The following is a 16,466-nucleotide window of genomic DNA, read 5'->3' as shown; positions in this document are numbered from 1 at the left end:
AGCGGCGCGGGGACAGCGACAGGCGTCGGCAGGGGCGCCGGGGCCGGCGCGCGCGGCGCCGCCGTGCAGCCGGCCAGCACCGGGCCGATCAGCCAGCGCACGGCACGCTTGAAATGGTCGATGGCGGACACGTTGTCTCCTCGAAAGCGCGCTCAGTGCAGCGCGCGGTAGATTTCTTCAGCCAGCTCGCGCGAAACGCCCTTCACGGTGGCGAGTTCGTCGACGCTGGCGCCCGCCACGCCGCGCACGCCCCCGAAGCGCTGCAGCAACTGCGCGCGCTTCTTGGGGCCGACGCCGGGCACGTCCTCCAGGCGCGAGCCGCCGGTGCGCGTCGCGGCACGCCGGGCCCGCATACCGGTGATGGCGAAGCGGTGCGCCTCATCGCGGATCTGCGCGATCAACATCAGCGCGGCCGAGTCGCGGCCCAGGTAGACCTTCTCGCGGCCATCCGCGAACACCAGCTCCTCCAGGCCGACCTTGCGGCCCTCGCCCTTCTCGACGCCGGCGATCAGGCCCAGGTCCAGTCCCAGTTCCTCGAAAACCTCGCGTGCCATGCTGACCTGGCCGCGGCCACCGTCCACCAGCACGAGGTCGGGGAGCCGTCCGGTGCCGAGCTGCGCGGCCTCGGCCATTTTGCTGTAGCGGCGCGTCAGCACCTGCCGCATGGCCGCGTAGTCATCGCCCCCGGTGATGCCCTCGATCGTGTAGCGCCGGTACTGGCTGCTCTGCATCTGGTGTCCCTCGAACACGACGCAGCTTGCCATCGTCGCCTCGCCAGCGGTGTGGCTGATGTCGAAACATTCGACACGGAACTTGTCGATCTCGGGCGGCGCCAGATCCAGCGCGTCGACCAGCGCCCGCGTGCGCGCCTGCTGCGAGCCCTCCTCCGCCAGCAACCGCGCCAGGGCCAGCTCGGCGCCCTTGATGCACATCTCCAGCCAGATGCGCCGCTGGCCGCGCGGCTGCGCCTGCACGGTCACGCGGCCGCCCGCCTGGCCGCCCAAGGCGTCCGCCAGGCCGGCATCGACGGCCTCGCTGACGACGATCAGGCCGGGCACGGGCGACGCCAGGTAGTGCTGGGCCATGAAGGCCTCAAGCACCTGCCGCTCGGGCGACACGGCCTCCTCGTCCTCCAGCCGGATGGCTGTCGCGTCGTCGACATGCTTCGGAAAGAAGGCCCGGTCGCCGAGGTGCCGGCCGCCCCGCACCATCGCGAGGTTCACGCAGGCCCGGCCGCCCTGCACCTTCACCGCCAGGACGTCAACGTCGCGGTCCCGTCCCGTGGCGCTGCTTTCCTCGATGACCTGCTGCTGCAGCACCTTGGACAGCGCCTGGATCTGGTTGCGCACCTCGGCGGCCTGCTCGTAGTGCTGCGCCTCGGCGTAGGCCATCATCTGCTGCTGCAGCATGGCCATGACCTCGTCAGTCTCGCCGCGCAGAAAGCGTTCGGCGCTGGCCACGTTGCGGGCGTAGTCGCCCGTCTGGCCGGCAGGCACGCAGGGCCCCGTGCAGCGCTTGATCTGGTGCAGCAGGCAGGGCCGGCTGCGGTTGTTGAAGACGCTGTCCTCGCAGGTGCGCAGCTTGAACACCTTCTGCATCAGCTGGATGGACTCCTTCACCGCCCAGGCGCTCGGGAAGGGGCCGAAATACTGGTGCCGCTTGTCCACCGCGCCGCGGTAATAGGCCATGCGCGGGTACGCGTGCGACGTGATCTTCAGGTAGGGGTAGCTCTTGTCGTCCCGGAACAGGATGTTGAAGCGCGGGTTCAACGTCTTGATCAGGTTGTTTTCCAGCAGCAAGGCCTCGGCCTCGGTGCGCACCACCGTCGTCTCGAGCCGCGCGATGCGCGCCACCATCATGCCGATGCGCGTGCCGCCATGGTTCTTCTGGAAGTAGCTCGAGACGCGGCGCTTCAGGTCCTTGGCCTTGCCGACGTACAGCACCTCGTCCCGGGCGTCGAAGTAGCGGTAGACGCCCGGCAGGGGCGGCAGCGCATTGACTTCGGCGACGAGCTTCTCGCGCACCTCGCGCGCGGCGGCCTCCATCTCGGCGGCGCGCAGCTTCTCGGCGGCCTCGACGGCGGCGCGCTCGGCGGACCATTCGGCCTGCTGCTGCGCGCCGAGTTCGGAAGGGGACGGAGGAACGGGCGACGTCGACATGGCGCGCGATTTTGGCCTGGGACAATCCTCCCCATGAGCAGGCCGGTGGTTTGGGACATCTTTTGCCGCGTGATCGACAACCATGGCGACCTGGGGGTCTGCTGGCGGCTGTCGCGCGACCTCGCGGCCCGCGGGCACCGGGCGCGGCTGTGGGTGGACGATGCCGGGGCGCTTGCCTGGATGGCGCCGAACCGCCCGGCCGGCATCACGCTGCACGCCTGGCCCGAAGGCGACGTGGCGGAGCAGCCCGGCGACGTCGTCATCGAAGCCTTCGGCTGCGAGCTCCCGCCCGCCTTCGTCGCCCGGATGGCCACGCAGTCACCGCCGCCCCGCTGGGTCAACCTGGAATACCTGAGCGCCGAGGACTATGTCGAGCGCAGCCACGGCCTGGCGTCTCCGCAGTTCCACGGCCCCGGCGCCGGGCTGACCAAGCACTTCTTCTACCCCGGCTTCACGCCGCGCACCGGCGGGCTGTTGCGCGAGCCGGGACTGCTGGAGTCCCTTGCCGGCTTCGACGGCCCGGCCTGGCTGGCCGGTCACGGCTGGGCGCCACACCCGGGCGAGCGCGTCGTCAGCCTGTTCGCCTATGGCAACCCGGCGCTGCCGGCACTGCTGGACGCGCTGGCCGCCGAGCCCACGCTGCTGCTGGCCTGCCCGGGGCCGCTGCAGCCGCAGGTCGCCGACCGGCCGGGGCTGCGCACGCTCGCCCTGCCCTATCTGCCCCAGGACGATTACGACCGGCTGCTGTGGGCTTGCGACCTGAACTTCGTCCGGGGCGAGGACTCCTTCGTGCGGGCCCAGTGGGCCGGCAAGCCCTTCGTCTGGCACATCTACCCGCAGCACGACGACGCCCACCGCACCAAGCTGGAGGCCTTCATGTCGCGCGCCGGCCTGCCCGAGGCCTGGCGCGCGGTGTGGCGCGGCTGGAATGGTTTTGCGCCCTTGCCGGCCTCCCTGAGCGGGCTGGCGGCGGCGCGGCCGCAGGCCGCAGCGTGGCGTGCGCAGTTGGCGACGCAGCCCGATCTGCTAACGCAACTGCAGAGCTTCTTAGGGGTTTCCAGCTAGAATGACGGGCTTTGCCGCGCCAAACCGAGACAGAGTCTCCTGGAGTCTGGTGCGCCGTCCAGCCGGAAGTCCGGCCCCATCACACCGCAACACACCATGAAACTCGCTCAAGAAATCCGCGCCGGCAACGTGATCATGCAGGGCAAGGACCCGATGGTCGTCCTGAAGACCGAATACAGCCGTGGTGGCCGCGGCGCCGCCACCGTGCGCATGAAGATGAAGAACCTGCTCAACGGCGCCGGCGCCGAGCTGGTCTTCAAGGCCGACGACAAGATGGAGCAGATCATCCTCGACAAGAAGGAGTGCACCTACACCTACTTCGCCGACCCGATGTACGTCTTCATGGACACCGAGTACAACCAGTACGAGGTCGAGGCCGAGAACATGGGTGACGCCATCTCCTACCTGGAAGACAGCATGCCCGTGGAAGTGACCTTCTACGACGGCAAGGCCATCTCGGTCGAACTGCCCACCAGCGTCGTTCGCGAGATCGAGACCGAGCCGGCCGTCAAGGGCGACACCTCGGGCAAGGTCATGAAGCCCGCCCGCCTGAAGGGCACCGGCTTCGAGATCGCCGTGCCGCTGTTCGTCGAGAACGGTGACAAGATCGAAATCGACACCCGCACGCATGAGTACCGCAAGCGCGTCTGAACGCCGCTTCGGCCTCGCCAGCACAAACGCCCGCATCAGCGGGCGTTTTTGTTTTCAGGCCTCGTCGGACAGGTCGGGCACGTCCAGGGCGTCGTCGATCTCGCGATCGAAATCGGCGGCACTGCCCCGGACCGGAATCCAGGGACGGTCCAGCGGACGGTAGACGCGGCGCTGCAGGCGGGCCAGGCGGTCGGAGCGTTCGATGGCGTTCATCACCTGCTCGGGTGCGATCAGCATCGCGAACGGGTCGGCCAGATTCGGGGTGGTGGTCAGCATGGTGAGCCTCGGTGGGAATCGATGGCTTCACTGTAGGCAAGGGCCACACGCCGCGACAGTCGGCACAGCGCGCTAGACGCTGTAAGACTTTCCCCTACACGCCCGCCTGGGCGAGAACTAGTTGGCGCCGGCGGCGGCCTTGGCGGCATCCACGGCACGCTGGCGTTCCGCCATGACGCGGCGCAACTCCTTGGCCATCAGGTCGCGCCCGCCGCGGACGGCGAAGTCGGCGGCCGTCAGCTCCTGCTCGTTGGCCGCGCGTGGCTCGGCACCGGCCTTGAGGAGCAGGGGCACGAGATCGCTGTTGCCGTAGCGGGCGGCCATCATCAGCGGCGTGGTGCCGTTCTCGGAGCGCGCATTGATCTCGGCCCCCTGGGCGATGAGGAAGGCCGCCACGCCGTTGTCCGGCCCGGCGCAGGCGTAGTGCAGTGGCGTCCAGCCGGTGCGGTTGACGGCTGCGCCGCGCTTCACGAGGGCCTGCGCCGCAGGCAGCGAGCCGCGGATCGCAGCAATCATCAGGGGCGTCTCGCCCTGGGCATTGGCCTCGTCGACCGCCGTCTCGGGGGCGGCAAGCAAGCTGTCCAGTGCGCGCAGCGACTCTTCACGCACGGCGATGAAGAGGGCCTTGCGTCCGCGCCCGTCGGCCTGGTTGGGGTTGACGCCCTTGAGCAGCAGGTCCAGCACGGTGCGGCCGTCGTTGAGCTCGGCAGCGATGACGAGGTCATCGATGGGCGCCGCCTGCGCCAGGGCCGCAGCCGACAACGCCCAGGCGGCCAAGCAGGCGGCGAACCCGGCCTGCTTCACGCCGCCACCTCGGGCAGGCCGAACAGCCGTCGCGTGTTCGCGGTCGTGGCGGCTGCCAGCTCGGGCACGGGCAGGCCCAGCGCGTCGGCGACCGCCTTCGCGACATGGGGCACGTAGGCCGGCGAATTGGTCTTGCCGCGGAACGGCACCGGCGCGAGGTAGGGGCTGTCGGTCTCGATCAGCACGCGGTCCAGTGGCAATAGCTTCAAGAGGTCACGCAGGTCCTGCGCGTTCTTGAAGCTGACGATGCCGGAGAACGAGATGTAGTAGCCGCGCTCCACGGCCGCGAGCGCGACCTCGGCCGTTTCGGTGAAGCAGTGAAAGACGCCGCCCGCCGCCTCACCGCCCTCCTCGTCCAGCACGCGCAGCGTGTCGGCCGCGCTGGAGCGGGTGTGGATGACCAGCGGCTTGGCCGCCGCCTTCGCCGCACGGATGTGGGTGCGAAAGCGCTCGCGCTGCCACTCCATGTCGTCGATGCTGCGGCCATTGAGGCGGTAGTAGTCCAGCCCCGTCTCGCCGATGGCGACGACACGCGGCAGCGCGGCCAGCCGCACCAGCTCGGCCACGTCGGGCTCGCGCATGTCCTCCGTGTCAGGGTGCACGCCCACCGTCGCCCAGAGCTGACCGTGCGCCAGCGCCAGCGCATGCACGGCGTCGAACTCCTCCATCTGCGTGCAGATGCAGACGGCCTGGTCGACCTGCGCCGTGCGCATGTCGTCCAGGATGGCGGGCAGGTTCTCCTTCAGCTCCGGGAAGCTGAGGTGGCAATGGGAGTCAATGAACATCAGAGCGTCTGGGTCGGCTTGCTCGACGACACGGCCGTCCCCAGGACTTCCTCGATGCGCACGCGGATCAGCCGCGTCTTCTCATCAGCGGGGAAGCGCACGCCCACCCCCTGGGTGCGGCCGCCCGAGGCATTGGGCGGCGTCAGCCAGGCGACCTTGCCGGCCACCGGATAGCGCTGGTTGTCCTCGGGCAGGGCCAGCAGCAGGTAGATGTCCTCGCCCAGCCGGTAGTCCCGGGTCGTCGGCACGAACAGGCCGCCGTCGGTGAAGGCCGGGATGTAGGCCGCATAGAGGGCCGACTTCTCCTTGAACACCAACTGGATCACGCTGGGCCGCGCCCCTGACGCCGCCCCGGCACCGCTCACTGCGGGCAGCGGCAGCGCGCCGCTCATGTGGCTGGGGTGGAATGGCGCGGCGGGGCCGGGCTTGGAGTTGGCGTCGCTCATGCGGCGAGTGTATTCACCGGGCGGCGGCCGACATGGCCGCCTGGGCTTGCGCGACCAGGGCCTCGATCCACAGCCCGGCGTTCAGAGGATGATCGGCGTGCCGAGCCGCACGGCGCAGCTCGGCATCCCAGCCCAGCAGCGGCGCTGCACGGCGCGGCGCTGGCAGCGAGGCCGCGGCGAAGAACTGCCCCGGCCGACCATGGGCGCGACGCAGCAGGTCGTGGCACAGGCGCTGCAGCGCATCGATGACGCGCGGCGGCGCCCAGTCCGACAGTGCGGCCACCTCGCCGCGGGCCACGCGCTTGGGGATGGACTGCCAAGCGGCATCCGTCAGCCCCGCCTCGGACCAGGCCAGCGCCTGCTGGGGCCGACCGCCGGTGGCGTCGAGCAGGCCGGCAGCACCGTCCACGCCCTTGGCCGCCAGCCAGGCCAGAGCGGCTTCGCGCTCGGGCAGTGGCAGGGACAACGGCTGGCAGCGGCTGCGGATGGTGGGCAGCAATGCGGCGCTGTCGTGGCTCGCCAGCGCGAAGCGCAGCAGCCCGGCAGGTTCCTCCAGCGTCTTGAGCAGCGCATTGGCTGCGACGCCGTTCAGCGCTTCCGCGGGGAAGATGACGGCCACCTTGGCCTTGCCGCGCGCCGACGTGGCTTGCGCGAAGGCGAGCAGGTGGCGCACGGCCTCGACCTTGATCTCGCGACTGGGCTTGGCCTTGCCGGCCTTGGGCGCCTCGGCCTCCTCGAAAGGCAGGCCCAGGGACTCGCGGGCCGAGGCGTCCAGCGCCTCGGGCAGCAGCAGCTGGAAGTCGGGATGCGTGCCGCTGGCGAACAGCTTGCAGCTCGCGCAGTGACCGCAGGCGGGCTGGGCTTCGGCGCGGTCCTCGCAGAGCCAGCTCTGCGCCAGCTTGACAGCCAGCTCCAGCTGGCCGACGCCGGCCGGCCCCTGCACCAGCAGGGCGTGCGAGCGCGCACGGGCCAGCGCGTCGGCCAAGGGCCGCTCCAGCCAGGGCAGATCGGCGCTCAGCATGGATAGCGCTCCGACAGCACGGCCAGCACCTGGGCGCCGACCTGCTCGACCGTGCCGCTGGCATCGATGCGCACGATGCGCTGCGGCGCCTTGGCCGCGCGGGCGGCATAACCGGCGCGCACGCGCTCGAAGAATGCCAGGTCCAGCTGCTCGATTCGGTCGGCCTCGCGGGCCCCCGCTTCACGCCCGACGCGGCGCGCGGCGGCCTGCCCGGCGGGCAGGTCGAACCACAGCGTCAGCTCGGGCTCGGTGCCCTCCTGCACCCAGTCGGCCAGAGGCTCCAGCACCGACAGCGGCAGGCCGCGGCCGCCGCCCTGGTAGGCAAAGCTGGCGTCGGTAAAGCGGTCGCAGAGCAACGTCTTGCCGACCGCCAGCGCGGGCTTGATGACCGTCTCGACATGGTCGCGCCGGCCGGCGAACATCAACAGCAGCTCGGTCAGCGAGCCCATGGGCTGGCTCAGCACGATGTCGCGCAGTGTCTCTGCCAGCGGCGTGCCGCCAGGCTCGCGGCTGAGCTGCACGTCGGCCCCCCGGGCGTGGAACCAGTCGGCCACGGCCTGGATGTGCGTGGACTTGCCGGCACCGTCGATGCCCTCGAAGCTGATGAATCGTCCCGTCACTTGCCGCGTATGTATTTGTTGACCGCGCGATTGTGCGCGGTGAGGTCTTCGCTGAACTCGCTGCTGCCGTCACCGCGCGAAACGAAGTACAGCGACTTCACCGGCGCCGGATGCAGGGTGGCCTGCAGCGAGGCCTGGCCCGGCATCGCGATGGGCGTGGGCGGCAGGCCGCCCCGTGTGTAGGTGTTGAAGGGGGTGTCGGCCTGCAGGTCGCGCTTGCGCAGGTTGCCGTCGAAGGCCTCGCCCAGGCCGTAGATGACGGTCGGGTCGGTCTGCAGCGGCATACCCACGCGCAGCCGGTTCACGAACACGGCCGCGACCCGGCTGCGGTCCGCGGCCGCGCCGGTCTCCTTCTCGACGATGGACGCCAGGATCAGCGCCTCCTCGGCGCTCTTCAGTGGCAGCTCGGGCGCGCGGGCCGCCCAGGCGGCGGTCAGGCGGCGCTGCATGGCCGCACGGGCGCGCTTGAGCACCGTCAGGTCGCTGACGCCACGGCTGTAGGCATAGGTGTCGGGAAAGAAGCGCCCCTCGGGCAGCAGGCCCGGTTCGCCCAGCGCGGCCATGACCTCGGCGTCGCTCATCTGCGCCGTCCGGGCCTTCAGCGCCGGCGCCGCCGCGAGGGCCGCCCTCACCTGGCGCCAGTTCCAGCCCTCGATGAGGCGCAGTTGCTCCAGCACCTCGTCGCCGCGCACCATCTTGTCCAGCAGCTCCCCGGGTGTGACGCCTGCATGGACCTCATAGCTGCCGGCGCGGATCTGCTTGGCGCGGCCCGACCACTTGAACCACTGGTAGAGGTAGCGCGCATCGGTCTGCACGCCCGCCCCGACCCAGGCGCGCGCGACGTCGGCCGGGTTGGTCCCAGGCTCGACGGACAGCTCCACCGACGCAGCGGCCAGGCTCAGCGGGCTGCGCAGCCACTGCCAGACGGCGCCTGCGGCGAGCGCCGCAATCAACAACACAGCGAGCAGCGCCCGCACCAACCATTTCATGCCCTTGCCCGGGGTCTGCCAAAAGGGGGCTGATGATAATTGCGGGCATGACCGAACCCACCTCTTTGCGACTCGGCGACTGGGGCGTGATCCGCGCCCAGGGCGCCGACGCCGCCAGCTTCCTGCACAGCCAGCTGACCCAGGACTTCGCGCTGCTGGATCGCGACCACGCCCGCCTTGCCGGCTTTTGCACGGCCAAGGGCCGGTTGCTGGCCACGATGGTGGGTTGGAAACAAGGCGACGACGAGATCCTGCTGGCGCTGCCCGCCGAGACGCTGGCCGCGACGCTGAAACGCCTGTCCATGTTCGTGCTGCGCGCGAAATGCAAGCTCAGTGACGCCAGCGCCGAGTTCGCCGTCTACGGCCTGCTGGGCGCCCCGGCCGCCCCCGCCTGGTCGCTCGCGCGCGATGGCCATGCGGTGCAGGTGGCGCTGCCCGATGCGGGCCGCGCCCTGCGCGTGCAGCCGGCGGACGCGCCCGCCCCGGCCGGTGCGGCCATGACCGCGCAGGACTGGGCCTTCGCCGAAGCCCGCGCCGGCATCGCCTGGGTGCGCGGCGCCACCGTCGAGGCCTTCGTGCCGCAGATGATCAACTTCGAGGTGATAGGCGGCGTGAACTTCAAGAAGGGCTGCTACCCGGGCCAGGAGATCGTTGCGCGCAGCCAGTACCGCGGCACGCTCAAGCGCAGGCTGCAGGTCTTCGAGACCGACGGCACCGCAGCAGTCGGCCAGGAGATCTTCAGCAGCGCCGACCCCGATCAGCCGGCCGGCGTGGTGGCCGGCTGCGGCACGCGCGACGGTCGCACGGCCATCGCGGCCGAGATCAAGCTCGCCGCGCTGGAAGGCGGCAGCCTGCATCTGGGCAGCGTCAGCGGCGCCCCGCTGCAGCCGCAGGCCCTCCCCTACGAGATCCCGCCGCAGGAGTGAGCGTGCAGCTCTACGTCTACTACCGCGTCGCGGCCGAGCATGTCGACACCGCGCTGATCGCCTTCCGCAAAGCGCGGGTGGAGGCGCCGATCGAGCTGCTCCAACGTCCCGAACCCAATGCCGACGGGCATTGGACGTGGATGGAGATCTACCCGGAGGGTTGGGGCCATCGCGAGCCCCAGGTCGCCGCGGCGATGGCGCCGTGGCTGGCTGGGGAACGCCAGGTCGAGCGCTTCGAGATGCTGGGCTGATCCCCGGCGCCGCTGAGGCGCCCCTGAGGTGCCGCTGAGGCGCCCCGCCCGACGCGCAGGCTAGAGCGCCCTCACCATCTCCACGTGCCCGATGCCCGCTTCCTCGAAGGGCTCGCCGCGCCGCTGGAAGCCAGCCCGCAGGTAGAAGTTCTCGGCGGACAGCTGGGCATGCAGCAGCACCTCGCGGTAGCCCTGCTTCTTGGCCTCGGCCATCAACGCATCCAGCACCTGGCGGCCGATCCGCGTGCCGCGCATCGGCCGCAGCACGGCCATGCGGCCGATCTTGGCGACGCCGGGCACGTGCTCCAGCAGGCGGCCCGTCGCGAGCGGCACGCCGAATCGGTTACGCGCGAGCGCGTGCAGGCAGCTCGCATCGGCACTGTCCCATTCCATGTCGGCCGGGATGTGCTGCTCCTCGATGAAGACCTGGCGTCGGATCGCGGCGGCCGGTTCCCCCAGTTCGCCCCAGGGTCCGAGCGCCACGTCGACGACGGCCTGGCCTGCCTCGAAATCGTGCATGACGCGGCGCAGCGCGTCGGGCAGGCGCGCCGGCGTCTGGGTGCCCGGGTCGGCGAAGACATAGATCATCTCGGCTTGCACCAGCATCTGGTCGCCGTGGAAGACGGCGCCGTCCACCTTCATGGAGCTATTGCCGAACTCCCGGCAGCGGATGCCGATGTCCAGGCGGTCGTCGTACCGGGTCGAGCCCCGGTAGTCCAGCGTCGCGCGGCGCACGTAGAGGTCGCCGCCCATGCTCTTCATCGTCTCGGCGTAAGGGATGGCCAGCGCGCGCCAGTAGCCGCTGATGGCGGTGTCGAGATACGTCAGGTAGTGCCCGTTGAAGACGATGCCCTGGGCGTCGACCTCGGCCCAGCGGACACGCAGAGGCTCGAGATGGCGGAAGTCGGTGCGTTTCATGGTGTCAGATGGTTCTTGAGGGCTTCGGCACAGGCGTTGAGCGCCGTCAATGCCTCGGGAATCTGGCGGCCCATCTTGATGAAATCGTGAGTGACTCCACGGAAGAGCTCCAGCTGCACGTCGACACCCGCGGCGCGCAGCGTGTCGGCGTAGGCGATGCCTTCGTCCACCAGGGGGTCGCACTCGGCCAGCACGACGCAGGCCGGCGCGAGGCCCGAGTGGTCGTCGGCTTCCAGCGGCGCAAAGCGCCAGTCGCAGCGCTGTTCGCGATCAATGTAGTGGTCGAAGAACCAGGCGATGCTGGCGGCGTCCAGCAGGAAGCCGTTGGCGAAGAAGCGGTGCGATGCGGTGTCGGGCCTGCTGGCGGTGCCGGGCGTGATGAGCAGTTGCAGCGCCAGCGGCAGCCCACGGTCGCGGGCGAAGAAGGCGGTGCTGGCCGCCAGCGTGCCGCCTGCGCTGTCGCCGCCCACGGCCAGCCGGCTGCCGTCCAGCCCGAGGCGGTCGGACTGCTGATGCAGCCACGCCAGCGCCGCCCAGGCGTCGTCCACCGCCGCAGGGAAACGGTGCTCGGGCGCCAGGCGGTAGTCCAGCGCCAGCACGGCCATGCCGCTGCGCAAGCTGAGCTGGCGGCACAGGCTGTCGTGGGTTTCCAGGTCGCCGATGGTGAATCCGCCGCCATGCAGGTAGAGCAGCGTCGGCAGGCGCTCGACGCTGGGTGCGTACAGACGCGCGGGCAGGCCCGCAGCCTGCAGGTCCTCGACGCGGGCGAGCGGCGCGCGCGGCAGGTCCAGGATTTCGGCGCCCATGCGGTAGGCGATGCGCGCCTCGCGCGGCGTGAGGCTGTGAAAAGGCGGCCGGTTGGCGCGGTGGATGCGTTGGAGCAGCCCCGCCATGCGCGGGGTCAGGAGCTGGGTGGGCGATGTCATGGAGCCCGCATTCTGCAAGAGCCGCGGGCCGGCCCTCACCGTCCGGGCGGCACCCAGGGATCGCGCATCGGTGCCTGCACGGCAGGCTCGCGGCTGGGCGACACGCTGCCCGGCGGCTGCGGCGTGCCGGCGCGGTCGACGGCCACGGCGGGCCGGGCCGACTGCGCGCGTCGCTCAGGTCCGAGGTCGGCCGCGGCTCGCAGGGCCAGGGTGCCGGCATAGAAGGCCTTGAGGTCGGCCAGCTGGGCGGCGCGGGTCGCGTCGTCCAGGTAGCTCATGTGGCCGCCCGGATAGTTGCGGACCTGGACGCGGCTGGCATCGACGCGGGCCAGGTCCGTCTCGGTGATGCGAAAGGGCGTCGCCAGGTCGTGATAGCCGCTTACGGCGAGCACGCGCAGGCGCGGGTTCTGCGCCAGCGCGGCGGCCAGGTCGGGCATGGTGTCGGGCAGCGTCCGACCGGCATGGCTGAAGTCCCAGAAGTTGATGGCGTTGCTCAGCAGCACATAGGTAGACGCGTTACGGTAGCCGAGCTGGTCGCGCAGGTGGGTCACGATGCCGGTGGCGAAGCTGTCGTTGATCCAGGTGCTGGAGACGTCGCCGTCGGCCGCCAGCGGGCTGCCGACCGCGGCCTTCATGCGGCCGTCGTAGCGGCCCAGCTGCTGGCCCGGGATCAGCCACAGGCGGAAGTTGTCGGCGGACACATCCAGGCTCGCCTGCCACCGCGCCGCCGGCAGTCCGGTCAGGTCGGCCAGTGGCTGCCACAGGGCCGGCGTGGGCTGGCGGCTGAGCTGCCAGGCCTGCAGGGCCGGCGCATAGGCCTGGTCGGCGACGCTGCGGGCCTGGGCGGCCCAGGCGTTGAGGTCGGCCGGCACCGGCTGGGTCAGGCGGTGAAAGGCGCCGACGGTCGCGAAGCTGGGCAGGTAGCCGGTGCAGCCCTGCCCGGAGGTGATGCCGCAGTTGCTGTTGTAGTCCATCGCGGGTGACTGCAGCACCAGGCCGTCGAGCATGACGCCGGCCTCCTGCAGCCGGCGCGCGAGCACCGCCGTGCGCGGGCCGCCATAGCTTTCGCCGTAAAGGTACTTGGGCGAGGCGGCACGCTGGTTGACGGCCAGGTAGCGCTGGATGACGTCGCGAAACAGCGCCGCGTCAACGTCCACGCCCCAGAAGCTGCGGTTGGTGAAGGGCGCGATGGCCTGGGAGTAGCCGGTGCCGACGGCATTGACGAAGACCAGGTCGCTCTGGCCGAGCAGGTGCTCGGCGTTGTCCACCAGGGGGAAGGGCCGTGAGGCCGTCGTGTCGGGCGCGTTGGTGACGAGACGCTTCGGACCGAAGCTGCCGAGTTGCAGCCAGACCGAGGCCGAGCCGGGGCCGCCGTTGTAGAAGAAGGTGACCGGACGGGTCGCCACGTCCATGCCCGGCAGCGTGTAGGCCACGTAGAAGACCGAGGCCTGGGCGGCACCGGCAGGGTCGCGCGCGATGAGGTGGCCGGCCGTGGCCGTGTAGCTCAGCGTCTGACCGTTGGCCGTGAGCGTCTGCGTGCTGACCGCGGCGGCCTCGACGGCGCCCGGCAGCGAAGCATCCGCCGCCGAGGAGTAGACCGTGGCGTCCGTCAGGCCTGGCTGGATGTCGACGGGCGGTGGCGTCGACGTGGGAGACGAGCCCCCGCCGCCGCCGCAGGCGACAAGGACCAGGGCGAGCAGCAAGGCTGGGCGAGTCGCGCGCATGACGGCCAGTCTAGACAGTCCGCACTAGGATGCCCAAAGACACTCCGGAGACCACGGCCATGGCGCAGATCCTTCATGTGACCCGCATCGAGTTCGAGTTCGGGGCCAGCCGCCTGCTGCCCGCCGAATGCGAGCGCGCCGGCATGCGCCGGCCGCTGGTGGTGACCGATGCCGGCGTTCGCGCGGCCGGCGTGCTGGACCGGGCGCTGGCCGCCTTCTCCGAACCGCCCGCGGTCTTCGATCGCACGCCGCCCAACCCCAACGAAGCCGCCGTGCGGCTGGCCGTTGAACAGCTGCGCGAACAGGGCTGCGACGGCCTCATCGCCATCGGCGGCGGCTCCAGCATCGACCTGGCCAAGGGCGTGGCCATCGCGGCAACGCACGAGGGGCCGCTGAAGCGCTGGGCCACCATCGAGGGCGGCGCCGTCGACATCAGCGCCAAGGTGCTGCCCGTCATCGCAGTGCCGACGACGGCGGGCACTGGCAGCGAGGTGGCGCGCGGCGCCATCCTCATCGTCGACGACGGCCGCAAGCTGGGCTTCCACAACTGGGCGCTGCTGCCGAAGGCCGCCATCTGCGACCCCGAGCTGACACTGGCCCTGCCACCGGCGCTGACGGCCGCGACCGGCATGGACGCCATCGCCCACTGCATCGAGACCTTCCTGGCCCCGGCCTTCAACCCGCCGGCGGACGGCATCGCCCTGGAGGGCCTGCGCCGCGGCTGGCAGAGCATCGAGCGCGCCACGCATGACGGCCAGGATCGCGACGCACGGCTGGACATGATGTGCGCCAGCGTGCACGGCGCCCTGGCCTTCCAGAAGGGGCTGGGCGCGGTGCATTCGCTCAGCCATGCGCTGGGGGGGCTCGAGCCGCGTCTGCACCACGGCACGCTGAACGCCGTCTTCCTGCCCGCCGTCATCCGCTTCAACGCCGAGGCCGACAGCGTACGGCGCGAGGACCGCGTCGCCCGCCTGGCCCAGGCCATGGGCCTGGCCGGTCGTGACGCCGAAGCGGTGGCCAGCGCCATCGCGGCGCTGAACGCCCGGCTGGGCCTGCCCGGGGGTCTCGCCGCCATGGGCGTGGCACCCGGGCTGGACGAGCGCATCGTCGAGCGGGCGCTGCTGGACCACTGCCACAAGACCAACCCGCGCATCGCCAGCGCCGACGACTACCGCACGCTGTTGGCAGCCTCGCGCTGAAACGGACCCCCTCGTTTTTTGTCGCGGACTGCGTGATCGAAGTCCCAGTTCGTCCCTGGCCCGGGCGCTGACGCGGCACTAGCATTCTCTGTTGCCCGGCGTGTCTGCGCCGCGTACAGATCAGAAGAATGGAGGGGAACATGATCAAGCTATCCATCGGTGGACGACTGGCGGCCGGCTTCGGGCTGGTGCTGGTGCTGGCCGGTTGCGTCATCACGCTGGCGTCCTGGCGGCTGGCCTCGACCGCGGCCGCGACGCGGCAGATGATGGACGAGCCGTTGGCCAAGGAGCGGCTGATCTCGGACTGGAGCCGCAACATCAACTCGGGCGTGCGCCGCACCATGGCCATCGCCAAGAGTTCCGACACCTCGCTGGTGGCGCTGTTCAAGGAAGACCAGGAGCAGTCCACCAAATCCTCCGGCGAGATGCAGGACAAGCTGAAGACGCTGATTCGCTCGCCCGAGGAGCAGGCGCTGTTCGACGCGGTCGGCGAGGCCCGCAAGGTCTACATCGCGTCGCGTGACACGATCGTCAAGCTCAAGAAGGACGGTCAGGCCGAGGCGGCGGACAAGGAGCTGACGGACGTCTTCGTGCCCGGCTCCAAGGTGTATCTGGCACGCATGCAGGAATTCCTCGAGCACCAGCGCAAGAGCATCGACCAGACCGCCGCCGGCATCGATGCGGCCAACGGCAACGGCCGCCTGCTTCTGATGGGCTTGGGCCTGGCCATGCTGGGCCTGGGCGTTGCCGCGGCGTGGCGCATCACGCGCAGCATCACCCTGCCGCTGGCGGCGGCCAACGAACTGGCCGAACGCGTGGCCGACGGCAACCTGATGCGCTCCGGCCAGGGCATGGCCGCGCGCAGCGACGAGATCGGCCAGTTGCAGACGACGCTGCGCCGGATGCGCGAGACGCTGTCGCAGACCATCGGGAGCATCCGCGATTCGGCCGAATCCATCGGCACCGCCTCGTCCCAGATTGCCAGCGGCAACCAGGACCTGAGCGCCCGCACCGAGAAGGCGGCGTCCAGCCTGGAGCAGACCGCCAGCGCAATGGAGGAGCTGACCGGCACGGTGCACCAGTCGGCCGCCTCGGCAGGCCAGGCGAATCAACTGGCCGTGTCGGCCGCCAGCGTGGCCCAGCGCGGCGGCGAGGTCGTCGCCCAGGTTGTCCAGACCATGGACGAGATCAACACCAGCTCTCGCAAGATCGCCGACATCATCGGCGTCATCGATGGCATCGCCTTCCAGACCAACATCCTTGCATTGAACGCCGCCGTCGAGGCGGCGCGCGCCGGCGAGCAGGGCCGCGGCTTCGCGGTGGTCGCCAGCGAGGTGCGCTCGCTGGCCGGCCGTTCGGCGGACGCGGCCCGCGAAATCAAGGGCTTGATCGGCAGCAGCGTCGAGCGCGTCGAAGCCGGTTCGCGCCTGGTGGGCGAGGCAGGCAAGACGATGGACGAGCTGGTCGGCGCCGTGCAGCGCGTCAAGGACATCATGAGCGAGATCACCACGGCGACGGCCGAGCAGTCCGACGGTATCGCCCAGGTCAACATCGCGATCGCGCAGCTTGACCAGGTCACGCAGCAGAACGCCGCCCTCGTCGAGGAGTCGACCGCCGCGGCCGAGAGCCTGCGCGAGCAGGCAGCGACACTGAACGGCGCGGTCGGGACCTTCCAGGTCGCGCGCCGCTGAACAGCGGCCCGGGCG

General features: G+C 70.6%; 17 protein-coding genes. 6 read left to right on the top strand and 11 right to left on the bottom strand.

Going from position 1 to position 16,466, the window contains the following annotated elements; translation table 11 throughout:
* Positions 1-152 precede the first annotated feature (152 nt).
* Positions 153-2,159 carry an excinuclease ABC subunit UvrC gene (gene uvrC, locus VGF12_RS11750; RefSeq protein WP_414710072.1) on the bottom strand — a complete coding sequence of 669 codons (2,007 nt, stop codon included), beginning with the start codon at positions 2,157-2,159 and terminating at the stop codon, positions 153-155.
* 33 nt (positions 2,160-2,192) lie between these two features.
* Between uvrC and earP the strand changes: the two genes are divergently transcribed.
* Together earP and efp are read left to right on the top strand one after the other, a co-directional pair.
* Positions 2,193-3,224 (top strand): elongation factor P maturation arginine rhamnosyltransferase EarP, encoded by a 1,032-nt coding sequence (gene earP / locus VGF12_RS11745; RefSeq protein WP_331176223.1) that lies wholly within the window; start codon positions 2,193-2,195, stop codon positions 3,222-3,224.
* 96 nt (positions 3,225-3,320) lie between these two features.
* A complete protein-coding gene (efp, locus tag VGF12_RS11740; RefSeq protein WP_331176222.1) occupies positions 3,321-3,875 on the top strand; it encodes an elongation factor P in 555 nt (184 codons plus the stop codon).
* Between the two features lie 54 nt (positions 3,876-3,929).
* Here efp and VGF12_RS11735 read toward each other — a convergent pair whose 3' ends face one another.
* The 7 genes from VGF12_RS11735 to mltG all read right to left on the bottom strand — a co-directional run bounded on the left by VGF12_RS11735 (position 3,930) and on the right by mltG (position 8,816).
* The gene (locus VGF12_RS11735; RefSeq protein ID WP_331176221.1) at positions 3,930-4,151 is read right to left on the bottom strand and encodes a hypothetical protein; all 222 of its coding nucleotides are present in this window, start codon (positions 4,149-4,151) and stop codon (positions 3,930-3,932) included.
* Positions 4,152-4,268: 117 nt separating this feature from the next.
* Positions 4,269-4,955, bottom strand: coding sequence for an ankyrin repeat domain-containing protein (locus tag VGF12_RS11730; protein WP_331176220.1), 687 nt, complete (start codon positions 4,953-4,955; stop codon positions 4,269-4,271).
* Positions 4,952-5,740: a TatD family hydrolase gene (locus VGF12_RS11725; protein WP_331176219.1), complete on the bottom strand. Its 789-nt coding sequence runs from the start codon at positions 5,738-5,740 to the stop codon at positions 4,952-4,954. Before VGF12_RS11725 ends, VGF12_RS11730 begins: the two co-directional genes overlap by 4 nt.
* Positions 5,740-6,132: a PilZ domain-containing protein gene (locus VGF12_RS11720; protein WP_331176226.1), complete on the bottom strand. Its 393-nt coding sequence runs from the start codon at positions 6,130-6,132 to the stop codon at positions 5,740-5,742. The genes VGF12_RS11725 and VGF12_RS11720 overlap by 1 nt, the downstream gene beginning before the upstream one ends.
* A gap of 67 nt (positions 6,133-6,199) precedes the next feature.
* Positions 6,200-7,207, bottom strand: coding sequence for a DNA polymerase III subunit delta' (locus tag VGF12_RS11715; RefSeq protein ID WP_331176218.1), 1,008 nt, complete (start codon positions 7,205-7,207; stop codon positions 6,200-6,202).
* Complete coding sequence (gene tmk, locus VGF12_RS11710) at positions 7,201-7,827, bottom strand: dTMP kinase (protein WP_331176217.1); 627 nt, start codon at positions 7,825-7,827, stop codon at positions 7,201-7,203. Before tmk ends, VGF12_RS11715 begins: the two co-directional genes overlap by 7 nt.
* Positions 7,824-8,816, bottom strand: a complete 993-nt coding sequence (mltG, locus tag VGF12_RS11705; protein ID WP_331176216.1) for an endolytic transglycosylase MltG — start codon at positions 8,814-8,816, stop codon at positions 7,824-7,826. The genes tmk and mltG overlap by 4 nt, the downstream gene beginning before the upstream one ends.
* Positions 8,817-8,863: 47 nt before the next feature.
* Between mltG and VGF12_RS11700 the strand changes: the two genes are divergently transcribed.
* Together VGF12_RS11700 and VGF12_RS11695 are read left to right on the top strand one after the other, a co-directional pair.
* Entirely contained in the window at positions 8,864-9,742 is an 879-nt protein-coding gene (locus VGF12_RS11700) for a folate-binding protein (protein ID WP_331176215.1), read from the top strand.
* Between the two features lie 2 nt (positions 9,743-9,744).
* Complete coding sequence (locus tag VGF12_RS11695; protein WP_331176214.1) at positions 9,745-9,993, top strand: DUF4936 family protein; 249 nt, start codon at positions 9,745-9,747, stop codon at positions 9,991-9,993.
* 60 nt (positions 9,994-10,053) lie between these two features.
* On the opposite strand, the gene VGF12_RS11690 is transcribed toward VGF12_RS11695, so the two are convergent.
* The 3 genes from VGF12_RS11690 to VGF12_RS11680 form a co-directional block, all read right to left on the bottom strand.
* The gene (locus VGF12_RS11690) at positions 10,054-10,911 is read right to left on the bottom strand and encodes a YbgC/FadM family acyl-CoA thioesterase (protein ID WP_331176213.1); all 858 of its coding nucleotides are present in this window, start codon (positions 10,909-10,911) and stop codon (positions 10,054-10,056) included.
* Complete coding sequence (locus VGF12_RS11685) at positions 10,908-11,804, bottom strand: alpha/beta hydrolase (protein ID WP_331176225.1); 897 nt, start codon at positions 11,802-11,804, stop codon at positions 10,908-10,910. The genes VGF12_RS11690 and VGF12_RS11685 overlap by 4 nt, the downstream gene beginning before the upstream one ends.
* Before the next feature lie 68 nt (positions 11,805-11,872).
* Positions 11,873-13,561, bottom strand: coding sequence for a S10 family peptidase (locus VGF12_RS11680; RefSeq protein ID WP_331176212.1), 1,689 nt, complete (start codon positions 13,559-13,561; stop codon positions 11,873-11,875).
* A gap of 59 nt (positions 13,562-13,620) precedes the next feature.
* On the opposite strand from VGF12_RS11680, the gene VGF12_RS11675 reads away from it, so the two are divergent.
* Together VGF12_RS11675 and VGF12_RS11670 are read left to right on the top strand one after the other, a co-directional pair.
* Complete coding sequence (locus VGF12_RS11675) at positions 13,621-14,760, top strand: iron-containing alcohol dehydrogenase (RefSeq protein ID WP_331176211.1); 1,140 nt, start codon at positions 13,621-13,623, stop codon at positions 14,758-14,760.
* Between the two features lie 140 nt (positions 14,761-14,900).
* A complete protein-coding gene (locus tag VGF12_RS11670) occupies positions 14,901-16,451 on the top strand; it encodes a methyl-accepting chemotaxis protein (protein WP_331176210.1) in 1,551 nt (516 codons plus the stop codon).
* The last annotated feature ends 15 nt before the right edge of the window (positions 16,452-16,466 follow it).

The sequence above is a fragment of the Roseateles sp. genome (assembly GCF_036404855.1).
Classification (GTDB): domain Bacteria; phylum Pseudomonadota; class Gammaproteobacteria; order Burkholderiales; family Burkholderiaceae_C; genus Pelomonas.
Note: the sequence above shows the minus strand (reverse complement) of the source record. Positions and strands in the feature narration are given on the sequence as shown.